Genomic DNA, 20,517 nt, shown 5'->3' with positions numbered 1-20,517 from the left:
ATGTGTGGCGCGAATCTCACAGGCTATTTAGAATCGCCCCCCATGAAAACAGAAACGCCATCCGTAAAAATTGTTGCTATCGCCGCTGACGAAGCGGGGCAACGCATTGATAACTTTTTGCGCACCCAACTGAAAGGGGTACCAAAAAGTATGATTTATCGCATCTTGCGTAAAGGCGAGGTGCGGGTGAACAAAAAACGCATTAAACCGGAATACAAACTGGAAGCGGGCGATGAAGTCCGCATTCCGCCGGTTCGCGTTGCTGAACGCGAAGAAGAGGCCGTGTCGCCGCATTTGCAAAAAGTGGCGGCGTTGGCGGACGTCATTTTGTATGAAGACGACCATATTCTGGTGCTGAATAAGCCTTCCGGCACCGCCGTACACGGCGGGAGCGGGTTAAGTTTTGGCGTCATCGAAGGGCTGCGGGCGTTGCGTCCGGAAGCGCGATTCCTGGAACTGGTGCATCGTCTTGACCGCGATACCTCCGGCGTGCTGTTGGTGGCGAAAAAGCGCTCCGCGCTGCGTTTGCTGCATGAGCAACTGCGCGAAAAGGGAATGCAGAAAGATTATCTTGCGCTGGTGCGCGGCCAGTGGCAATCGCACGTTAAAACCGTACAGGCGCCATTATTAAAGAACATTCTGCAAAGCGGCGAACGTATTGTTCGCGTGAGCCAGGAAGGCAAAACATCAGAAACGCGCTTCAAGGTGGAAGAGCGCTATGCCTTCGCCACGCTGGTGCGCTGTAGCCCGGTAACGGGCCGTACGCATCAGATTCGCGTACATACCCAATATGCCGGTCACCCTATTGCGTTCGACGATCGCTACGGCGACCGTGAGTTTAATCAACAGCTTACCGAAGCGGGAACCGGTCTTAAACGTCTCTTTCTGCACGCCGCGGCGTTGAAGTTCACGCATCCGGGAACGGGCGAAGTCATGCGCATTGAAGCGCCAATGGATAACGCCCTGAAGCGCTGTCTGCAGGTGCTGCGTAACGCAAAATAGTTCCTCTCTCGGGCAGGTTATCTGCCCGAATCTCACTTTTCTCATAATATTTTTGTTTTGCTGTATCCGACGCATTTTTACCGTTGTGTACTGTTTATTCTTGCGATCCGGATTTCGGCGTGTTTAAGGACGAACAGATGGCCAATACTAGCTGGATGCGCTCATTTACTCAGCGTTGGGGAAAATACGTTATCGTGCCGCTCGTGATCGCGATGTTGGCCGGTTGCGAAGGGAAGGGCGATAGTTCACGACGGGCTTTCGTTGAGTATTTGAATACGCAAATCATTACGTCTCCCGTGGTGGGCGTCTGTGAGTTGACGCCAGCCCAACGTCAGGCTTTTGGTCATTACGCCGATGACTACGATGTACTATTAGCTGCCTACGGGCAAATCTTTGCTGTGGTGTATGAGACCGGCCAAGAGGATAAGATCACCGGTGTTATTCAGTCTGAGCGTGATAATCTGGTTTTCCTGAACGAGCTACGTGTGGCTCGTGACGTAAACAATCGATTTATCCTTCGGTTGAAAAATGTGAGTAGTGAAAACAGAAAAAAATATTCTGCTTTAAAGCTCCCCTCTGATGTGAAGCCTGTCTTTGACGCTGCGTGGAATAAAACCGTAACACCGCTGGATGAGACGATGACTCGCTATTATTTTCTGCGCGGAAAGCGGCTCGACCAACTGGTCGCAATGGGCGAGTTTCTGCAAAAACAGGGAAATAAAGTCCGCTTTGAAACGAATGGAAAAGCGGTTTTTGCCGACCTGGCAGCAAAAGAACACTTTCAGGATCAACAATTTAATTTTTTCATTACGCAGAATGATATAAACCATCTTACTCAGCAGATGGTTGAATTTATAAATAGTCAACAAGATGCGGCTGATGCTGGCGGCGTTAATTAAAGGAATGTGTCGTGAGGTGAAGCAATGTTAGGGGGGGCGTAAACTCATCGCGAGATGGAATTTAACGAGTCGCAAGGGGAAGGTTTCAGGACAGTAAACGTCCTGAGAGTTGCTCGCGAGAAGAAGTTCGTAAGCCGCTTTTGACGCCGTAGAGCGCGTCAGGCGAGTGTTGAGAACATGTGTTTTTACAAAACTGAACTGAGATGGGGAATTCATTAACGCGCACGTACACCGCTATTGAAACCCTATGGGATAAAACGCACCGTACATCGGTTCGTAATGCCAATGCTTTTTTTCTGATCGGTGAATGGATTGACCAGGAAACGGGCCCGCACGAAGAGAGTGAAGATCGGCAGGCGCTAAATTGTTCACAACAAGCGCTTTCCAGTTGGTTAGAACTGGAAGCGGTCGAAACTGCTCCCCAATAAACGGGAGATAACTACCAACACGTGCAGAAACGGCTTTTAGCGGTATTTGAAAAGCCTACAGAGTAGGCCGTTTATTGCTGTAGCGGGTTGAAGCCCTCCCGTCGCAGCATCTGGCACAGAGCAATAAGCGGCAAGCCGATCAGCGTGTTCGGATCGCGACCCTCCAGGCGCTCAAATAATGCAATGCCTAAACCTTCGCTTTTAAAACTTCCCGCGCAGTGCAGCGGATGCTCTTTACGGACATAGTCGTCTATTTCCGCTTCGCTTAAATGGCGAAAATGAACGTCAAAAGGCTCCACTTCGGTTTGTAAGTGCCCGGAGGCGGAGTTATACAGTGCCAGTCCGGTATAAAACGTCACAATATTTCCGCTGGCTTTGGCTAATTGCTGACGCGCTTTTTCTTCCGTCAGCGGTTTGCCGGTGATTTCGCCGTCCAGAACACAAATTTGGTCGGAGCCAATAATCAAATGATTCGGGAAACGCGCGGCGAGCGATTGCGCCTTCGCCTGCGCCAGCCGCAGCACCAACTGACGCGGCGCTTCGCCCGGCATGGGGGTTTCATCAACATCCGGCGCGGCGCATTCGAAAGGAATCGTCAGCTTTTCCAGCAGCGCGCGACGCCAGGGAGAGGTAGACGCAAGGATGAGACGGGGCATATTTTTTCCCTCAGATATAGCGTAATGATGAGAGCCATCTTAAACTATGCTCTTCGGTCTTCAAGCCTGTCATACTGACTCGTCTTGAGCGAAAATAAGTCTGTAACCCGCAATGTGTGCGAATTATTGGCAAAAGGCAACCGCAGGCTGCCTTTTTCTTTGACTATATGACGTTACGAAGTTAATATGCGCGCCCTATGCAAAAGGTAAAATTACCCCTGACTCTTGATCCGGTTCGTACCGCTCAAAAACGCCTTGATTACCAGGGTATCTATACCCCCGATCAGGTTGAGCGCGTTGCCGAATCTGTAGTCAGTGTGGACAGTGATGTGGAATGCTCCATGTCGTTCGCTATCGATAACCAGCGTCTCGCCGTTTTAACCGGCGATGCGGTCGTTACGGTGTCGCTCGAATGCCAGCGTTGCGGGAAACCGTTTACCCATCAGGTTCACACAACGTATTGTTTTAGCCCTGTCCGTTCCGACGAGCAGGCTGAAGCACTGCCGGAAGCGTATGAGCCGATTGAGGTAAACGAATTCGGCGAAATCGATCTGCTGGCGACGGTTGAAGATGAAATCATCCTCGCCTTGCCGGTAGTTCCGGTGCATGATTCTGAACACTGTGAAGTGTCCGAGGCGGACATGGTCTTTGGCGAACTGCCTGATGAAGCGCAAAAGCCAAACCCATTTGCCGTATTAGCCAGCTTAAAGCGTAAGTAATAGGTCTTCCCCGCGGACGCAGGGATAAACCGTAATTGAGGAGTAAGGTCCATGGCCGTACAACAGAATAAACCAACCCGTTCCAAACGTGGCATGCGTCGTTCCCATGACGCTCTGACCGCAGTCACCAGCCTGTCTGTAGACAAAACTTCTGGTGAAAAACACCTGCGTCACCACATCACTGCCGACGGTTACTACCGCGGCCGTAAGGTCATCGCTAAGTAATCGCGCGATACTCGATGCCTTTTGCATCACAGGCGTGCCTGTGGTGTAAAAGCCGAAGAGTACAAGCGTGATAAAGCTTAGTGAGGATTTCTCCGCGTAAGCGGAGAACACCGAACCAGGCAGCGACGATACCTTGACACGTCTAACCCTGGCGTTAGATGTCATGGGGGGCGATTTTGGTCCTTCCGTGACGGTGCCTGCAGCATTGCAGGCACTGAACGCTAATTCGCAGCTCACTCTTCTTTTAGTCGGGAATCCCGATATTATCACGCCATTACTTGCCAAAGCTGACTTTGAACAACGTTCGCGTCTGCAGATTATCCCTGCACAGTCAGTTATTGCCAGTGATGCCCGGCCTTCGCAGGCGATCCGCGCCAGTCGCGGGACATCCATGCGTGTGGCCCTGGAGCTTGTGAAAGAAGGCCGAGCCGAAGCTTGCGTTAGCGCCGGTAATACCGGGGCGCTGATGGGGCTGGCGAAATTATTACTCAAGCCTCTTGAGGGGATTGAGCGTCCGGCGTTGGTGACGGTATTACCGCACCAGCAAAAGGGCAAAACGGTAGTGCTTGATTTGGGGGCCAACGTCGATTGCGACAGTACCATGCTGGTGCAGTTTGCCGTGATGGGCGCCGTTTTGGCGGAAGAGGTCGTCGGGATCAAAAATCCCCGCGTGGCGCTACTCAATATCGGGGAAGAAGAAACCAAAGGCCTCGACAGTATTCGCGAAGCCTCTTTAATGTTAAAAACAGTCCCAACCATCAATTACATCGGCTACCTTGAGGCGAATGAGTTACTGACGGGAAAAACCGATGTACTGGTGTGTGACGGCTTTACAGGCAATGTCACACTTAAAACGATGGAGGGGGTTGTCAGAATGTTCCTTTCACTGCTGAAATCACAGGGCGAGGGGAAAAAACGGTCGTGGTGGCTGCTGTTATTAAAACGTTGGTTACAAAAAAGCCTGACGAGGCGATTCAGTCACCTCAACCCCGACCAGTATAATGGCGCCTGTCTGTTAGGATTGCGCGGCACGGTGATAAAAAGTCATGGTGCGGCCAATCAGCGAGCATTTGCAGTCGCGATTGAACAGGCAGTGCAGGCGGTGCAGCGACAAGTTCCTCAGCGAATTGCCGCTCGCCTGGAATCTGTATACCCAGCCGGATTTGAACCGCTGGACGATGGCAAAGGCGTAAACCTGCGGGCGCACAGATAATATCGCTGTCTCCCCGGTGCCGCCAGCGTGCCAGACGTTTACAGGTAACGGTATATAACCGAAAAGTGACTGAGCGTACATGTATACGAAGATTATTGGTACTGGCAGCTATCTGCCCGAACAAGTGCGGACTAACGCCGATCTGGAAAAAATGGTTGAGACCTCTGACGAGTGGATTGTCACTCGTACAGGTATTCGTGAACGCCATATCGCCGCGCCGAATGAAACTGTCGCGACGATGGGCTTTACCGCTGCGAATCGCGCGATTGAGATGGCGGGGATCGATAAAGACCAAATTGGCTTGATTGTGGTGGCTACCACATCAGCAACGCATGCATTTCCAAGCGCGGCATGTCAGATTCAAAGTATGCTCGGTATTAAAGGTTGCCCGGCGTTTGATGTCGCGGCAGCGTGCGCAGGTTTCACCTACGCGTTAAGCATCGCCGACCAGTACGTTAAATCCGGCGCGGTTAAACACGCGCTGGTGGTCGGTTCCGATGTATTAGCCCGCACTTGCGATCCTGGCGATCGCGGTACGATCATTATTTTCGGCGATGGCGCAGGCGCGGCCGTACTGAGCGCTTCTGAAGAACCGGGTATTATCTCCACTCATCTTCATGCCGATGGCCGTTACGGTGAATTACTGACCCTGCCGAATGCCGATCGCGTAAATCCGGATAACCCGATTTACCTGACAATGGCGGGCAATGAAGTCTTTAAAGTGGCGGTCACTGAACTGGCGCATATTGTCGATGAGACGCTGGCGGCTAATAACCTGGATCGCTCAGAACTCGATTGGCTGGTGCCGCATCAGGCTAACCTGCGTATCATTAGCGCGACAGCGAAAAAACTCGGCATGTCGATGGACAATGTCGTCGTCACGCTGGACAGGCACGGCAATACCTCCGCGGCTTCTGTGCCGTGCGCGCTGGATGAAGCCGTGCGTGACGGGCGAATTAAAGCCGGTCAGCTGGTATTGCTTGAAGCCTTCGGGGGTGGATTCACCTGGGGCTCCGCGCTGATTCGTTTCTAGTATAAGGATTTAAACATGACGCAATTTGCATTTGTGTTCCCCGGTCAGGGTTCTCAGAGCGTTGGGATGTTGGCCGAAATGGCGGCAAATTACCCTATCGTAGAAGAAACGTTTGCTGAAGCTTCTGCGGCTCTGGGATATGATCTGTGGGCGCTCACCCAGCAAGGTCCAGCGGAAGAACTGAATAAAACCTGGCAGACGCAGCCGGCGTTATTAACCGCTTCCGTCGCGCTTTGGCGCGTTTGGCAGCAGCAGGGCGGTAAAATGCCTGCGTTAATGGCAGGTCACAGCCTGGGCGAATATTCCGCGCTGGTTTGCGCTGGCGTCATCAACTTTGCTGATGCCGTTCGTCTGGTGGAAATGCGTGGTAAATTCATGCAGGAAGCGGTTCCGGAAGGCACTGGCGGCATGTCTGCGATCATCGGTCTGGATGATGCCTCTATTGCTAAAGCCTGTGAAGAATCTGCCGAAGGGCAGGTTGTATCGCCGGTTAACTTTAACTCGCCGGGACAGGTGGTTATCGCCGGGCATAAAGAGGCGGTAGAACGCGCGGGCGCAGCCTGTAAAGACGCTGGCGCGAAACGCGCGCTGCCGCTGCCGGTGAGCGTACCGTCGCACTGCGCGCTGATGAAACCAGCGGCAGATAAGCTGGCGGTTGAATTAGCCAAAATTACCTTTAGCGCGCCAACGGTGCCGGTAGTAAACAACGTTGACGTGAAATGTGAAACCGATGCCGCCGCTATCCGCGATGCGCTGGTTCGCCAGTTGTACAATCCGGTACAGTGGACGAAGAGCGTGGAATTTATCGCGGCGCAGGGCGTTGAACATCTTTATGAAGTGGGTCCAGGTAAAGTCCTCACTGGTCTGACGAAACGTATTGTCGACACCCTGACAGCGTCGGCGCTGAACGAGCCGGCGGCGCTGTCTGCGGCACTTACGCAATAAAAGAGGAAAACCATGAGCTTTGAAGGAAAGATTGCGCTGGTGACTGGTGCAAGCCGTGGCATAGGCCGCGCAATTGCAGAGACTCTCGTTGCCCGCGGCGCGAAAGTTATCGGGACTGCGACCAGTGAAAATGGTGCGAAGAACATTAGCGACTATTTAGGTGCTAACGGGAAAGGTTTGATGTTGAATGTGACCGATCCTGCATCTATTGAATCTGTTCTGGAAAATATTCGCGCAGAATTTGGTGAAGTGGATATCCTGGTTAATAATGCCGGTATCACTCGTGATAATCTGTTGATGCGAATGAAAGATGATGAGTGGAACGATATTATCGAAACCAATTTATCATCCGTTTTCCGCCTGTCAAAAGCGGTAATGCGCGCTATGATGAAAAAGCGTTGTGGTCGCATTATCACTATTGGTTCTGTGGTTGGTACCATGGGAAATGCAGGTCAGGCAAACTACGCTGCGGCGAAAGCGGGCCTGATCGGTTTCAGTAAATCACTGGCGCGTGAAGTTGCGTCCCGTGGTATTACTGTCAATGTTGTGGCTCCGGGTTTTATTGAAACGGACATGACGCGTGCGCTGTCTGACGATCAGCGTGCGGGTATCCTGGCGCAGGTGCCTGCGGGTCGCCTCGGCGGCGCTCAGGAAATCGCCAGTGCGGTTGCATTTTTAGCCTCTGACGAAGCGAGTTACATCACTGGTGAGACTCTGCACGTCAACGGCGGAATGTACATGGTTTAATCACGATTGAAAAATATTTGCGTTATTAGGGCGAAAGGCCGCAAAATAACGTAAAATCGTGGTAAGACCTGCCGGGATTTAGTTGCAAATTTTTCAACATTTTATACACTACGAAAACCATCGCGAAAGCGAGTTTTGATAGGAAATTTAAGAGTATGAGCACTATCGAAGAACGCGTTAAGAAAATTATCGGCGAACAGCTGGGCGTTAAGCAGGAAGAAGTAACCAACAATGCTTCTTTCGTTGAAGACCTGGGCGCAGATTCTCTTGACACCGTTGAGCTGGTAATGGCTCTGGAAGAAGAGTTTGATACTGAGATTCCGGACGAAGAAGCTGAGAAAATCACCACCGTTCAGGCTGCCATTGATTACATCAACGGCCACCAGGCGTAAGTGAACATCTCCAGGCGGTCGTTCGACCGCCTGAGTTTTATCTTTTTGTCCCACTAGAATCATTTTCCCTCCCTGGAGGACAACCGTGTCTAAGCGTCGTGTAGTTGTGACCGGACTGGGCATGTTGTCTCCTGTCGGCAATACCGTAGAGTCTACCTGGAAAGCTCTCCTTGCCGGTCAGAGTGGCATCAGCCTGATCGACCATTTCGATACTAGCGCCTATGCAACGAAATTTGCTGGCTTAGTAAAGGATTTTAACTGTGATGACATTATCTCGCGCAAAGAACAGCGCAAGATGGATGCCTTCATTCAATATGGAATTGTCGCTGGCGTACAGGCCATGCAGGATTCTGGCCTTGAAGTGACGGAAGAGAACGCAAGCCGTATTGGCGCCGCTATCGGCTCCGGTATCGGTGGTCTCGGTCTGATCGAAGAAAACCACAGTTCGCTGGTAAAAGGCGGACCGCGTAAGATTAGCCCGTTCTTTGTTCCGTCGACGATTGTTAACATGGTAGCAGGCCATCTGACTATCATGTATGGCCTGCGTGGGCCAAGCATCTCTATTGCGACTGCCTGTACTTCAGGCGTGCATAACATCGGCCATGCCGCGCGTATCATCGCCTATGGCGATGCGGACGCGATGGTGGCAGGTGGCGCAGAAAAAGCCAGTACGCCGCTGGGCGTAGGTGGTTTTGGCGCAGCGCGCGCGCTGTCGACCCGCAACGATAACCCACAGGCGGCGAGCCGTCCGTGGGATAAAGAACGCGATGGTTTTGTATTGGGCGACGGTGCCGGTATGTTGGTGCTTGAAGAGTACGAACATGCAAAAGCGCGTGGTGCGAAAATCTATGCTGAAATCGTCGGCTTTGGTATGAGCAGCGATGCTTACCATATGACGTCGCCGCCGGAAAATGGCGCAGGCGCTGCGCTGGCGATGGTTAACGCGTTGCGTGATGCCGCGATTGAGCCTGCTCAGATTGGCTACGTCAACGCGCACGGCACGTCGACGCCTGCCGGCGACAAAGCTGAGACGCAGGCAGTTAAGTCAGTCTTTGGCGATGCTGCAAGCCGAGTGATGGTGAGCTCGACCAAATCGATGACCGGCCATCTGTTGGGCGCCGCAGGCGCAGTAGAGTCTATTTTCTCTATTCTGGCGCTACGCGATCAGGCCATTCCGCCAACCATTAATCTGGCTAACCCGGATGAAGGTTGCGATCTGGACTTCGTGCCGCACGAAGCGCGCCAGGTCAGCGATCTGGAGTACGCTCTGTGTAACTCCTTTGGCTTTGGCGGAACTAACGGTTCCTTGATTTTTAAAAAGATCTAAGTTAAGCCAGAGACAAACATTAATAAAAAGGTCCGCTTGTCGGGCCTTTTTTATCAGGCATATCACCTCTTGTTCTGCGTTATTCATCCTGCCACACTAGCAGGCGACGGATAAGGAGCCACTATGTTTTTAATTAATGGCCATGCGCAGGATCAACTTGCTGCAAGCGACCGGGCGACGCAGTTCGGCGATGGCAGTTTTACGACCGCACGTATTGTTGATGGCAACATTTGCCATCTGGAAGCGCATCTTCAGCGCTTGCAGGTTGCCTGTGAAAAATTACGGATCGCTTTTAGCCATTGGTCGACCCTTCGGCAAGAGATGACAATGTTGGCCACAGGGCATGATTCAGGCGTGTTGAAAGTGATCATTAGCCGTGGTAGCGGCGGCCGGGGATACAGCGCCATGAATTGTCAGGCAGCTACCCGAATCCTCTCCGTTTCTGCTTATCCCGCTTATTATTCTCAGTGGCGTAAGCAAGGCATCACTCTTACCCTTAGTCCCATACCGCTTGGGCGCAATCCTTATCTTGCCGGATTAAAACATCTGAACCGCCTCGAACAGGTGTTGATTCGCTCTCATCTTGAGCAGACGGACGCCGATGAGGCGCTGGTTCTTGACAGCGAGGGATGGGTTACGGAATGCTGTGCGGCTAATTTGTTCTGGCGTACAGGCGACATTGTTTTTACGCCGCGTCTGGATCAGGCCGGGGTGAACGGCATTATGCGACAATTTTGTTTACGCCAACTGGCGCAATCTCCTTTCCAGGTTCTTGAAGTACAGGCGAGAGAGGAGGCAGTCAGGCAGGCGGATGAGATTATCATTTGCAACGCGCTAATGCCGATTATTCCCATACGCGCCTATCACGGGACGTCGTATTCTTCGCGAACACTGTTTCAATTTTTAGCCCCATTTTGTGAGCATCCGAATTAGTTATGAAAAAATTGTCAGGCGTTTTCCTTCTGCTGTTGGTTGTGCTGGGTATTGCCGCGGGCGTGGGGATGTGGAAAGTTCGCCATCTGGCGAACAGCACGTTACTTATTAAAAACGAGACTATCTTTACGCTCAAGGCGGGAACGGGGCGGCTGGCGCTTGGCGACCAGCTTTATGATGAAAAAATCATTAATCGCCCCCGGGTATTTCAGTGGCTGCTGCGCGTGGAGCCTGAGTTATCGCACTTTAAAGCGGGAACTTACCGTTTTACGCCGGGGATGACCGTACGGGAGATGCTTGAGTTGCTGGAGAGCGGCAAAGAAGCGCAATTCCCGTTGCGGTTTGTGGAAGGGATGCGCCTTAGCGACTACCTGAAACAGCTACGAGAGGCGCCGTATATTCGCCATACATTGCCGGATGATGACTACGCCACTGTCGCTCAGGCATTAAAGCTTGCGCATCCGGAATGGGTAGAAGGGTGGTTCTGGCCCGATACCTGGATGTATACCGCCAACACCAGCGATGTCGCTATTCTCAAGCGAGCGCATCAAAAGATGGTGAAAGCTGTCGATACTATCTGGAAAGGCCGGGCCGAGGGGCTGCCTTATAAAGATCAGAACCAACTGGTGACAATGGCCTCGATTATTGAAAAAGAGACGGCTGTCGCCAGCGAACGCGATCAGGTGGCCTCAGTCTTTATTAATCGCCTGAGAATCGGTATGCGCCTTCAGACCGATCCCACCGTGATTTACGGGATGGGGACGAGTTATAATGGTAACTTGTCGCGTGCGGATCTGGAAAAGCCGACGGCTTATAACACGTATACCATAACCGGGCTGCCGCCAGGACCGATTGCATCGCCCAGCGAAGCGTCATTGCAGGCGGCGGCGCATCCGGCGAAAACGCCGTATCTCTATTTTGTGGCCGACGGTAAAGGCGGTCACACATTTAACACCAATCTTGCCAGCCATAATCGGTCAGTGCAGGAGTACCTGAAAGTGCTTAAGGAAAAAAATGGGCAGTAATTATATCGTCATCGAGGGCCTGGAAGGCGCCGGAAAAACCACTGCGCGCGACGTGGTGGTGGAGACCCTTGAGCAACTGGGTATTCGTAATATGATTTTTACCCGTGAGCCGGGCGGTACGCAGCTTGCCGAAAAACTAAGAAGTCTGGTGCTGGATATCCGATCGGTAGGCGACGAAGTGATTACCGATAAAGCGGAAGTACTGATGTTTTATGCCGCTCGCGTACAGCTCGTCGAAACGGTAATCAAACCCGCGCTGGCGCAAGGCGTATGGGTGATCGGCGATCGCCACGATCTCTCGACCCAGGCGTATCAGGGGGGAGGGCGCGGCATTGATCAAACCATGCTGGCGACACTACGCGATGCCGTGCTGGGCGATTTTCGCCCTGACCTGACGCTGTATCTGGATGTCACGCCGGAAGTCGGGCTAAAACGCGCCAGAGCGCGCGGCGATTTGGATCGCATTGAGCAGGAATCTTTTGATTTCTTTAACCGGACTCGCGCGCGCTATCTGGAACTGGCGGCGCAAGACTCGCGTATCCGCACCATTGACGCGACCCAGCCGCTGGATGCCGTCATGCGCGACATTCGCGCCACGGTGACGAAGTGGGTGCAGGAGCAAGCGGCATGAAATGGTATCCATGGTTACGGCCCGCCTATGAAAAACTGGTAGAAAGTTACCAGGCGGGACGTGGGCACCATGCGCTACTGATTCAGGCCTTACCTGGCATGGGCGACGAGGCGCTGTGCTATGCGCTGAGCCGTTATCTGTTATGCCAGCAGCCTGAGGGCCACAAAAGCTGTGGGCATTGCCGTGGCTGTCAGCTTATGCAGGCTGGCACGCATCCGGACTATTACACGCTGACGCCGGATAAAGGCAAAAGCAGCCTCGGCGTAGATGCGGTACGCGAGGTCAGCGAGAAATTGTACGAGCACTCCCGTCTGGGCGGCGCGAAGGTGGTGTGGATTGCGGATGCGGCGCTATTAACCGACGCCGCTGCCAATGCGTTGCTCAAAACGCTGGAAGAGCCGCCGGAGCAAACCTGGTTTTTCCTTGCCAGCCCGGAGCCTGCTCGTCTGTTGGCGACATTACGCAGCCGCTGCCAGCTGCATCATCTGGCGCCGCCGTCCGAATCGTATGCGATGTCATGGTTGTCGCGAGAAGTGACGGCGTCACAAGAAGCATTGCTCACGGCGCTACGTCTGAATGCGGGGTCGCCCGGCGCCGCGCTGGCGCTGTTGCAGTCTGAACGCTGGGCGCAGCGTGAGGCGCTGTGTCAGGCGTTAATGGACAGTTTGCATACGGGCGACTGGTATGCGTTATTAACGGCGCTCAATCATGAGCAAGCCCCGGCGCGCTTGCACTGGCTGGCGACGCTGCTGGTAGACGCGCTGAAACGTCAGCACGGCGCGTCGTACCTGACAAACGTTGATGCGGACGCGGTTGTTGCCGCGCTGGCGGGGCCGCTATCCCCGGCGCGTATTCAGGCAATCCTGAACGATGTTTGTCATTGTCGTGATCAATTACTTCATGTGACCGGATTAAACCGCGAACTGGTATTAACCGATCTCATTCTCCGCATCGAGCATTACCTGCAACCAGGCACCTTGTTGCCTGTTCCTCACCTTTGAGAGAGACATTATGTTTTTAGTCGACTCACACTGCCATCTTGATGGTCTGGATTATCAATCTTTGCATAAGGACGTGGACGATGTGCTGGCGAAAGCCGCCGCGCGCGATGTGAAGTTCTGTTTAGCGGTGGCGACGACGCTGCCGGGGTATCGCCATATGCGCGAGCTGGTGGGCAAGCGCGATAATGTGGTCTTTTCCTGCGGCGTGCATCCGTTAAATCAGGATGAAGCATATGACGTAGAAGAACTGCGCCTCCTTGCTGCAGAAGACGATGTGGTGGCGATGGGCGAGACCGGGCTTGATTACTTTTACACGCCTGAGACCAAAATCCGCCAGCAGGCGTCTTTTATTCATCATATCCAGATTGGCCGCGAATTGCATAAACCGGTGATTGTCCATACTCGCGACGCGCGTGCCGATACGCTGGCTATCCTGCGCGAAGAAAAAGTGACGGATTGCGGCGGCGTACTACACTGTTTTACAGAAGACAGAGAAACGGCCGGCAAATTGCTGGATCTGGGGTTTTATATCTCTTTTTCCGGCATCGTAACGTTCCGTAACGCTGAACAGTTGCGTGATGCGGCGCGCTATGTGCCGCTGGATCGGTTATTAGTCGAGACCGATTCTCCTTATCTGGCGCCGGTGCCGCATCGCGGTAAAGAGAACCAGCCTGCGATGGTACGCGACGTCGCAGAATATATGGCGGTATTGAAAGGGGTTGCCGTTGAAGAACTGGCGCAGATCACCACCGATAACTTTGCTCGCCTGTTCCATATTGACGCGTCTCGCCTGTCATCAATCCGTTAAACGAGTTTTTTTAAAGCTCGTAATTAATAAGCAAAGCGCGTAAAGTTCACCGCCACAAAAGGGGCGGTGAGCGAGCTCATGGAAACATTCGGAAACTCATTTTGGCAGAATGTGATACTTTTTAGGCTATCTGGCGCTGAAACGTGATAGCCGTCAAACAAAATCAGACGTATTTATTTTACTCTGTGTAATAAATAAAAGGGCACTTAGATGTCCTGTCCACGGCGGGGTTCTCCCCCCTCGCCAATGCGTGAGAACGTAGAAAAGCACAAATACTCAGGAGCACTCTCAATTATGTTTAAGAATGCATTTGCTAACCTGCAAAAGGTCGGTAAATCGCTGATGCTGCCGGTATCCGTACTCCCTATCGCAGGTATCCTGCTGGGTGTCGGTTCCGCTAACTTCAGCTGGCTGCCAGCCGTTGTATCGCACGTTATGGCAGAAGCGGGCGGATCTGTTTTTGCCAATATGCCGCTGATTTTCGCTATCGGCGTGGCGTTGGGCTTCACCAACAACGACGGCGTTTCGGCTCTGGCGGCGGTAGTAGCGTATGGCATCATGGTGAAAACCATGGCTGTGGTTGCGCCGCTGGTTCTGCATTTACCTGCTGAAGAGATCGCCGCTAAACACCTTGCTGATACGGGTGTTCTCGGGGGGATTATCTCCGGTGCGATCGCAGCGTATATGTTTAACCGCTTCTACCGTATCAAACTGCCTGAGTATCTGGGCTTCTTTGCGGGCAAACGCTTCGTGCCGATCATTTCGGGTCTGGCCGCTATTTTTACCGGTGTGGTGCTGTCTTTCGTATGGCCGCCAATCGGTACGGCTATCCAGGCGTTCTCGCAGTGGGCGGCTTATCAGAACCCGGTTGTCGCGTTTGGTATTTACGGTTTTATCGAGCGTTGCCTGGTGCCGTTTGGTCTGCATCATATCTGGAACGTTCCTTTCCAGATGCAGATCGGCGAATATACCAACGCAGCGGGTCAGGTATTCCACGGCGACATTCCGCGCTATATGGCGGGCGACCCGACGGCAGGTATGTTGTCTGGCGGCTTCCTGTTCAAAATGTACGGTCTGCCGGCTGCGGCCATTGCTATCTGGCACTCTGCTAAACCGGAAAACCGCGCAAAAGTGGGCGGTATCATGATTTCCGCCGCGCTGACCTCGTTTTTGACGGGTATTACCGAGCCTATCGAGTTCTCCTTCATGTTCGTGGCGCCGATCCTGTACATTATTCACGCGATTCTGGCAGGTCTGGCATTCCCGATCTGTATCCTGCTGGGGATGCGTGACGGTACGTCGTTCTCCCACGGTCTGATCGACTTTATCGTGCTGTCCGGTAACAGCAGCAAATTGTGGCTGTTCCCGATTGTTGGCGCCGGTTATGCGATTGTGTACTACACCGTCTTCCGCGTGCTGATCAAAGCGCTGGATCTGAAAACGCCGGGTCGTGAAGACACTACTGATGACGCAAAAGCGGGCGCGACCAGCGAAATGGCGCCGGCTTTGGTTGCGGCGTTTGGCGGTAAAGAGAACATCACTAACCTGGATGCCTGTATCACGCGTCTGCGCGTGAGCGTAGCCGATGTAGCGAAAGTGGATCAGGCTGGCCTGAAGAAACTGGGCGCGGCAGGCGTTGTCGTCGCGGGTTCCGGCGTTCAGGCTATTTTCGGTACGAAATCCGATAACCTGAAAACGGAAATGGATGAGTACATCCGTAACAGCTAAGCAGTAATGATGTTGGGGAGAATTAAGGCAGCCATTCGGCTGCCTTTTTTTAATGGTGCTTTATATGCCGCTCTCCGACAGTCTGTCAGAACTGATAATTGGCGGTGAGGCTGACGTTACGCGGCGCGCCGTAAACAATGGAACCATCAATATTGGTGTCGTAGGTTTTATCGAACAGGTTGTTGATGTTTCCCTGTACGGAGAAATTTTTCGTTACCTGATAGCGGGTAAACAGATCGACCAGCGCATAGCTGCCCTGTTCGGCGCGGAAAGTGCCGTACGGCGTCGTGGTATCTTTGTAAACCCGATTCTGCCAGTTCACGCCGCCGCCGACCGTCAGCTCCGGCATCGCCGGCAGACGATAGCGGGTGAATAACTTCACGCTGGTGCGCGGGAGATTAGGGTTCACGGCGTTACCTTCATTGTCCTCGGCAACATACCGGGTAGCCCCGAAAGTCATCTGCCAGTTATCGGTAATTGCGCCGTTCACTTCAAATTCGACGCCTTTGCTCACCGTTCCGTCAGTAGACTTCCAGGCAAACTCCCCATTACTGCCAGGGATGGGAATAGTGGTTGCCTGAGCGACGTTATCCTGCTCAATGCGGAACACGGACAACGTAGTGGTGAGGCGGCTGTTCATCCAGTCGGACTTCAGGCCCGCTTCATAGTTATTACCGGTAATCGGAGCCAGATATTGACCCGCTTTGTCGCGTTTATTCTGCGGCTGAAAGATAGAGGTATAACTGGCATAAGCGGACCAGTTGTCGTTGATATCATAAATTAGCCCGGCATACGGCGTGGTATGGTTTTTCTCCATGCTGTAGGTCAGTGTATCAACACGCCAGTTGGTATAACGAGCGCCAAGAATCAGATGCAGCGGGTCGGCCAGCGAAATGCGCGTAGCGGCATACAGCGATTTCATATGCGTGGTATCGTCCTGCGCCAGATTTTGTGGCGCCCAGTGGGTTTGGGGGAAATTACCGTTAAAGGCGCTGAAGTTGCCAATGTCGTCCGGAAAGACGTTCGCCCAGGCGCTAAAATAGCGGTTATTCTGTTTACTATAACTGCCGCCAAACATCATATTGTGCTGACGGCCAAACAGCTCATAAGCGCCATCGGCAAAGAGATCTATGGCATCTACTTTGCGTTTGCCGCTGTTCCAGCCCGTACCGCCGACCACGGGGTAGCTTGCGCCATAAGGACTCACCAGCGTACCTGTCTCTTTATCGACTAACGCATCGATATACATCATTTTACTGTCGAATTTGACCTCAGTATGGGTCGCATTCAGGGTCGCCTGCCAGCTTTCGGCAAAACGCTGCTTAAGCGTGACGAAGAATTTATTTATCTCTTTGTTGTTATAAGCCCAGTCCGGGGCGGTACTACGCGCGCGGTCATAGCTATTTTTGCTGCCATCGGTGTTCCAGCGCGGCAGACCGCCCCAGGTCGGGCTGTTGACATCAATTTTTTGATATTCATAACCGGCTGAAAGGCTGGTGGTTGCACCCAGATCGGCATCGACAATTCCGGAAAAGAACGCTTTCTCACTGTTATAGCGGTCCAGCCAGGAATCATTATTCTGATAACCCGCCACGATGCGCCCACGGACATCACCGTCTGCGGTGAGTGGACTTTGCAGATCCATGACGTAACGCTGCTTATTCCAGCTACCGTATTCTGTGGAGACGTTACCTTTGAACTCCCGACTGGTGGCGTGTTTACGGATCATATTAATTGAGGCAGAAGGATTGCCGGTTCCGGTCATCAGCCCATTCGCGCCGCGAACCACCTCCACACGCTCATACAGCGCGGTATCCGTTAGCGCATCGCCCAGATTCCAGCGGGACTCAAAATACGTTGGAATACCGTCAACCATATAGTTGTCAATTTCAAACCCGCGCGAGTAATAGCTGATGCGATCGGAGTCAGCCTGGCTTCCGCTGATCCCCAGCGTATTGGTCATCACCTCGCCCAGGGTTTGCAACTGCTGGTCTTCCATACGCTGTTGGCTGACAATACTGACCGACTGCGGGATATCGCGCTGAGTCATCGGCATTTTGGTGCCCGCTGCGGTCGTTTTCACGCTGTAATCCTGTTCTTCACGGTTTACGGCGTCAGCGGTCGTCGCGCCTTCGACAATAACGGTATCCTCAGCCGCGAAGGCGGCAGGCATAAATGCCATCGCCATACCCATAGCTAACAGCGACGGTGCGGCGGTGGACGGAAGGTGTTTGTCCCGGCGGTATTGAATGAAAGACATCTGAAAATCCTTGCTTGTTATTGGGGTAAGTTCAGGACGTATGACGTTGAACCTTTTCATTCTTTGCTAGTTAATGCGCATAAAAATGCAAATGAGAAATATACGCATTTGTATTAAATGTGTAAAACGGTATAACCAGGGAAACTAGAAATATTTTTTAAGCGTACAAAGGCGTCATGGCAGGGGGATATGGCGGTAAGTCCAGCATGTAGTCATTTTTCGCTTAATAAATCGTGGGTTAAAGTTGAAAGAGCGTCGGTAACTCGCTCATACTCTATACTCGCAGTATGGCTCGGCGTAGCATGTGCGCTGCAAGGGCTATTATGAAAAAGGAAAACGTCGTGGCAGAAGAAACTATATTCAGCAAAATTATTCGTCGTGAAATCCCTTCGGATATCGTTTATCAGGATGAGCTGGTCACCGCCTTTCGTGATATTTCACCGCAGGCGCCGACGCATATCTTGATTATTCCCAATATCCTGATCCCAACCATCAATGACGTGACGGCGGAACATGAACAGGCGTTAGGTCGGATGATCACCGTGGCGGCGAAAATCGCTGAACAAGAAGGCATTGCCGAAGATGGGTATCGTTTAATCATGAATACCAACCGTCATGGGGGCCAGGAGGTTTATCATATCCATATGCACCTACTGGGCGGCCGCCCGCTAGGCCCGATGCTGGCGCATAAAGGCTTGTAAGTATGATCAAAGGATGCATCGCGGTTTCTCTGGGCTTGCTGCTGCTTACCGGCTGCCGGTCACACCCTGAAATTCCGGTAAGCGACGCGCAGTCGCTGGTGATGGAGTCCACGGTTCTGGCGGCGGGCGTCACCGCAGAGCCGCCTGAACTGACGGCGTCTGATATCCAGCCATCAGCCTCTTCCCGCGTCTATAACGAAAGGCAAGAGCCCATAACCGTTCATTATCGGTTTTACTGGTATGACGCGCGGGGGCTGGAGATGCATCCGCTGGAGGCGCCGCGTAGCGTAACCATACCCGCGCGTTCGTCGGTAACGCTATTTGGCAGCGCCAATTATCTGGGGGCGCATAAGGTCAGGCTTTATCTTTATTTGTGAGGAGTGAATTTTGATGACAAAAATGCATCGCTACGCTGCCATTGCTGCGCTGGCGATATTTCTCTCCGGGTGTATGGCGCAACGTCAACCTGCGCCAGTTGAAGAGGTAAAACCAGCGCCAGAACAACCCGCGCAGCCACCACAGCCTCCTGTTGTGCCGTCTGTGCCAACCATTCCACAGCAACCGGGGCCGATCGAACATGAAGATCAAACGGGCCAGCCAGCGCCTAAGGTGCGCCACTATGACTGGAACGGCGCGATGCAACCGCTGGTCAGCAAAATGTTGCAGGCTGATGGCGTGACGGCCGGAAGCGTATTGCTTGTCGACAGCGTGAATAACCGGACGAATGGGTCGTTAAATGCGAACGAGGCAACGGAAACGTTACGTAATGCGCTGGCGAACAACGGTAAATTTACGCTGGTCTCCGTACAGCAACTCTCGATGGCAAAACAGCAGTTAGGGTTGTCTCCGCAGGATAGTCTGGGAACGCGCAGTAAAGCTATTGGCATTGCGCGCAATGTCGGGGCGCAATATGTACTTTACTCCAGCGCATCCGGTAACGTTAACGCGCCTGCATTACAGATGCAGTTAATGCTGGTGCAAACTGGCGAGATAATCTGGTCAGGTAAAGGTGCGGTCCAACAACAATAATCCCTTAACGCGCGACGAGATCCTGTCGCGCTATTTTCCCCAGTATCGTCCCGCCGTCGCCGCATCGCAGGGGCTAAGCGGCGGGAGCTGTATTATTACCCACGATACTCACCGTATCGTGCTGCGCCGTCATCACGACCCCGACGCTCCACCAGCCCATTTTTTACGTCATCACCGCGCCTTATCCCAATTGCCGGCCAGTCTGGCGCCGCGAGCGCTTTTTTATACGCCGGGCTGGATGGCGGTAGAATATCTGCATGGTGTGGTAAATTCCGCTCTGCCAGATGCCGACGAACTGGCGGCCTTACTGTATCATTTGCATCAACAGCCGCGTTTTGGCTGGCGTATCGCGCTATCGCCACTATTGGCGCAGTACTGGTCGTGTTGCGATCCGGCAAGGCGTACGCCGTTTTGGTTGCGGCGGCTCAAACAGTTGCAGAAAAACGGTGAACCTCGCCCGCTGCGGCTCGCGCCTTTGCATATGGATGTCCATGGCGACAATATAGTATTAACGTCCGCCGGGTTGAGACTGATTGACTGGGAGTATGCCGGCGACGGCGATATTGCGTTGGAGCTGGCGGCAGTATGGGTTGAGGATGAACGCCAGCACCGACAACTGGCAGACGCTTATGCAGCGCGCGCGCGAATCGACGCCCGGCAGCTATGGCGACAGATACGATTATGGCACCCCTGGGTCATTATGCTAAAAGCAGGGTGGTTCGAATACCGCTGGCGACAAACCGGCGAGCAACAATTTATCAGGCTGGCCGATGAAACCTGGCGCCAGCTACGTATGAAAGGATAAGGAGAGCAGT

General features: G+C 53.0%; 23 protein-coding genes. 21 read left to right on the top strand and 2 right to left on the bottom strand.

Features of this window, described 5'->3' with window-relative positions; translation table 11 throughout:
• The first annotated feature begins 42 nt into the window (after positions 1-42).
• The 3 genes from rluC to ABVN36_RS09310 all read left to right on the top strand — a co-directional run bounded on the left by rluC (position 43) and on the right by ABVN36_RS09310 (position 2,329).
• Positions 43-1,002: a 23S rRNA pseudouridine(955/2504/2580) synthase RluC gene (rluC, locus tag ABVN36_RS09320; protein ID WP_023138620.1), complete on the top strand. Its 960-nt coding sequence runs from the start codon at positions 43-45 to the stop codon at positions 1,000-1,002.
• Between the two features lie 155 nt (positions 1,003-1,157).
• Positions 1,158-1,901 carry a DUF3053 domain-containing protein gene (locus ABVN36_RS09315; RefSeq protein WP_077908632.1) on the top strand — a complete coding sequence of 248 codons (744 nt, stop codon included), beginning with the start codon at positions 1,158-1,160 and terminating at the stop codon, positions 1,899-1,901.
• Between the two features lie 203 nt (positions 1,902-2,104).
• Positions 2,105-2,329 carry a hypothetical protein gene (locus ABVN36_RS09310; protein WP_023138622.1) on the top strand — a complete coding sequence of 75 codons (225 nt, stop codon included), beginning with the start codon at positions 2,105-2,107 and terminating at the stop codon, positions 2,327-2,329.
• A 71-nt stretch (positions 2,330-2,400) separates the two neighbouring features.
• Here the strand turns inward: ABVN36_RS09310 and ABVN36_RS09305 are convergent, their stop codons facing one another.
• Complete coding sequence (locus tag ABVN36_RS09305; protein WP_001137605.1) at positions 2,401-2,985, bottom strand: nucleoside triphosphate pyrophosphatase; 585 nt, start codon at positions 2,983-2,985, stop codon at positions 2,401-2,403.
• A 197-nt stretch (positions 2,986-3,182) separates the two neighbouring features.
• On the opposite strand from ABVN36_RS09305, the gene yceD reads away from it, so the two are divergent.
• The 14 genes from yceD (at position 3,183) to ptsG (ending at position 15,712) form a co-directional block, all read left to right on the top strand.
• The gene (gene yceD / locus ABVN36_RS09300; RefSeq protein ID WP_001174492.1) at positions 3,183-3,704 is read left to right on the top strand and encodes a 23S rRNA accumulation protein YceD; all 522 of its coding nucleotides are present in this window, start codon (positions 3,183-3,185) and stop codon (positions 3,702-3,704) included.
• A 51-nt stretch (positions 3,705-3,755) separates the two neighbouring features.
• Positions 3,756-3,929: a 50S ribosomal protein L32 gene (gene rpmF / locus ABVN36_RS09295; protein WP_000290727.1), complete on the top strand. Its 174-nt coding sequence runs from the start codon at positions 3,756-3,758 to the stop codon at positions 3,927-3,929.
• 133 nt (positions 3,930-4,062) lie between these two features.
• Positions 4,063-5,142, top strand: a complete 1,080-nt coding sequence (plsX, locus tag ABVN36_RS09290; protein ID WP_001518286.1) for a phosphate acyltransferase PlsX — start codon at positions 4,063-4,065, stop codon at positions 5,140-5,142.
• A gap of 79 nt (positions 5,143-5,221) precedes the next feature.
• On the top strand, positions 5,222-6,175 hold the full coding sequence (gene fabH / locus ABVN36_RS09285) for a beta-ketoacyl-ACP synthase III (RefSeq protein WP_000288148.1): 954 nt from the start codon (positions 5,222-5,224) through the stop codon (positions 6,173-6,175).
• A 15-nt stretch (positions 6,176-6,190) separates the two neighbouring features.
• Positions 6,191-7,120: an ACP S-malonyltransferase gene (fabD, locus tag ABVN36_RS09280; RefSeq protein ID WP_023138623.1), complete on the top strand. Its 930-nt coding sequence runs from the start codon at positions 6,191-6,193 to the stop codon at positions 7,118-7,120.
• Positions 7,121-7,132: 12 nt separating this feature from the next.
• A complete protein-coding gene (gene fabG / locus ABVN36_RS09275) occupies positions 7,133-7,867 on the top strand; it encodes a 3-oxoacyl-ACP reductase FabG (protein ID WP_000007236.1) in 735 nt (244 codons plus the stop codon).
• A gap of 155 nt (positions 7,868-8,022) precedes the next feature.
• Positions 8,023-8,259 carry an acyl carrier protein gene (gene acpP, locus ABVN36_RS09270; protein ID WP_000103754.1) on the top strand — a complete coding sequence of 79 codons (237 nt, stop codon included), beginning with the start codon at positions 8,023-8,025 and terminating at the stop codon, positions 8,257-8,259.
• Between the two features lie 85 nt (positions 8,260-8,344).
• Positions 8,345-9,586: a beta-ketoacyl-ACP synthase II gene (gene fabF / locus ABVN36_RS09265; protein WP_023138624.1), complete on the top strand. Its 1,242-nt coding sequence runs from the start codon at positions 8,345-8,347 to the stop codon at positions 9,584-9,586.
• Between the two features lie 123 nt (positions 9,587-9,709).
• Positions 9,710-10,519 (top strand): aminodeoxychorismate lyase, encoded by an 810-nt coding sequence (gene pabC, locus ABVN36_RS09260; protein WP_000478649.1) that lies wholly within the window; start codon positions 9,710-9,712, stop codon positions 10,517-10,519.
• Positions 10,520-10,521: 2 nt separating this feature from the next.
• Complete coding sequence (gene yceG / locus ABVN36_RS09255; protein ID WP_023138625.1) at positions 10,522-11,544, top strand: cell division protein YceG; 1,023 nt, start codon at positions 10,522-10,524, stop codon at positions 11,542-11,544.
• A complete protein-coding gene (gene tmk / locus ABVN36_RS09250; protein ID WP_000535399.1) occupies positions 11,534-12,175 on the top strand; it encodes a dTMP kinase in 642 nt (213 codons plus the stop codon). The genes yceG and tmk overlap by 11 nt, the downstream gene beginning before the upstream one ends.
• A complete protein-coding gene (gene holB / locus ABVN36_RS09245; RefSeq protein ID WP_023138626.1) occupies positions 12,172-13,176 on the top strand; it encodes a DNA polymerase III subunit delta' in 1,005 nt (334 codons plus the stop codon). The genes tmk and holB overlap by 4 nt, the downstream gene beginning before the upstream one ends.
• A 10-nt stretch (positions 13,177-13,186) precedes the next feature.
• Positions 13,187-13,984 carry a metal-dependent hydrolase gene (locus tag ABVN36_RS09240; RefSeq protein WP_000480268.1) on the top strand — a complete coding sequence of 266 codons (798 nt, stop codon included), beginning with the start codon at positions 13,187-13,189 and terminating at the stop codon, positions 13,982-13,984.
• Positions 13,985-14,278: 294 nt separating this feature from the next.
• Complete coding sequence (gene ptsG, locus ABVN36_RS09235) at positions 14,279-15,712, top strand: PTS glucose transporter subunit IIBC (protein ID WP_000475705.1); 1,434 nt, start codon at positions 14,279-14,281, stop codon at positions 15,710-15,712.
• Between the two features lie 85 nt (positions 15,713-15,797).
• On the opposite strand, the gene fhuE is transcribed toward ptsG, so the two are convergent.
• On the bottom strand, positions 15,798-17,972 hold the full coding sequence (gene fhuE, locus ABVN36_RS09230; RefSeq protein WP_023138627.1) for a ferric-rhodotorulic acid/ferric-coprogen receptor FhuE: 2,175 nt from the start codon (positions 17,970-17,972) through the stop codon (positions 15,798-15,800).
• Positions 17,973-18,313: 341 nt separating this feature from the next.
• Between fhuE and hinT the strand changes: the two genes are divergently transcribed.
• Genes hinT through thiK form a run of 4 tightly spaced genes read left to right on the top strand, consistent with a single transcriptional unit; the run spans position 18,314 to position 20,507 of the window.
• A complete protein-coding gene (hinT, locus tag ABVN36_RS09225) occupies positions 18,314-18,673 on the top strand; it encodes a purine nucleoside phosphoramidase (RefSeq protein ID WP_033903635.1) in 360 nt (119 codons plus the stop codon).
• A gap of 2 nt (positions 18,674-18,675) precedes the next feature.
• Entirely contained in the window at positions 18,676-19,050 is a 375-nt protein-coding gene (locus ABVN36_RS09220; protein WP_000589563.1) for a YcfL family protein, read from the top strand.
• A gap of 13 nt (positions 19,051-19,063) precedes the next feature.
• Positions 19,064-19,702, top strand: a complete 639-nt coding sequence (gene lpoB / locus ABVN36_RS09215) for a penicillin-binding protein activator LpoB (RefSeq protein ID WP_000164359.1) — start codon at positions 19,064-19,066, stop codon at positions 19,700-19,702.
• Entirely contained in the window at positions 19,683-20,507 is an 825-nt protein-coding gene (gene thiK / locus ABVN36_RS09210) for a thiamine kinase (protein ID WP_023138629.1), read from the top strand. Before lpoB ends, thiK begins: the two co-directional genes overlap by 20 nt.
• Positions 20,508-20,517 lie beyond the last annotated feature (10 nt).

The sequence above is a fragment of the Salmonella sp. SJTUF15581 genome, from assembly GCF_043356775.1.
Classification (GTDB): domain Bacteria; phylum Pseudomonadota; class Gammaproteobacteria; order Enterobacterales; family Enterobacteriaceae; genus Salmonella; species Salmonella enterica.
Note: the sequence above shows the minus strand (reverse complement) of the source record. Positions and strands in the feature narration are given on the sequence as shown.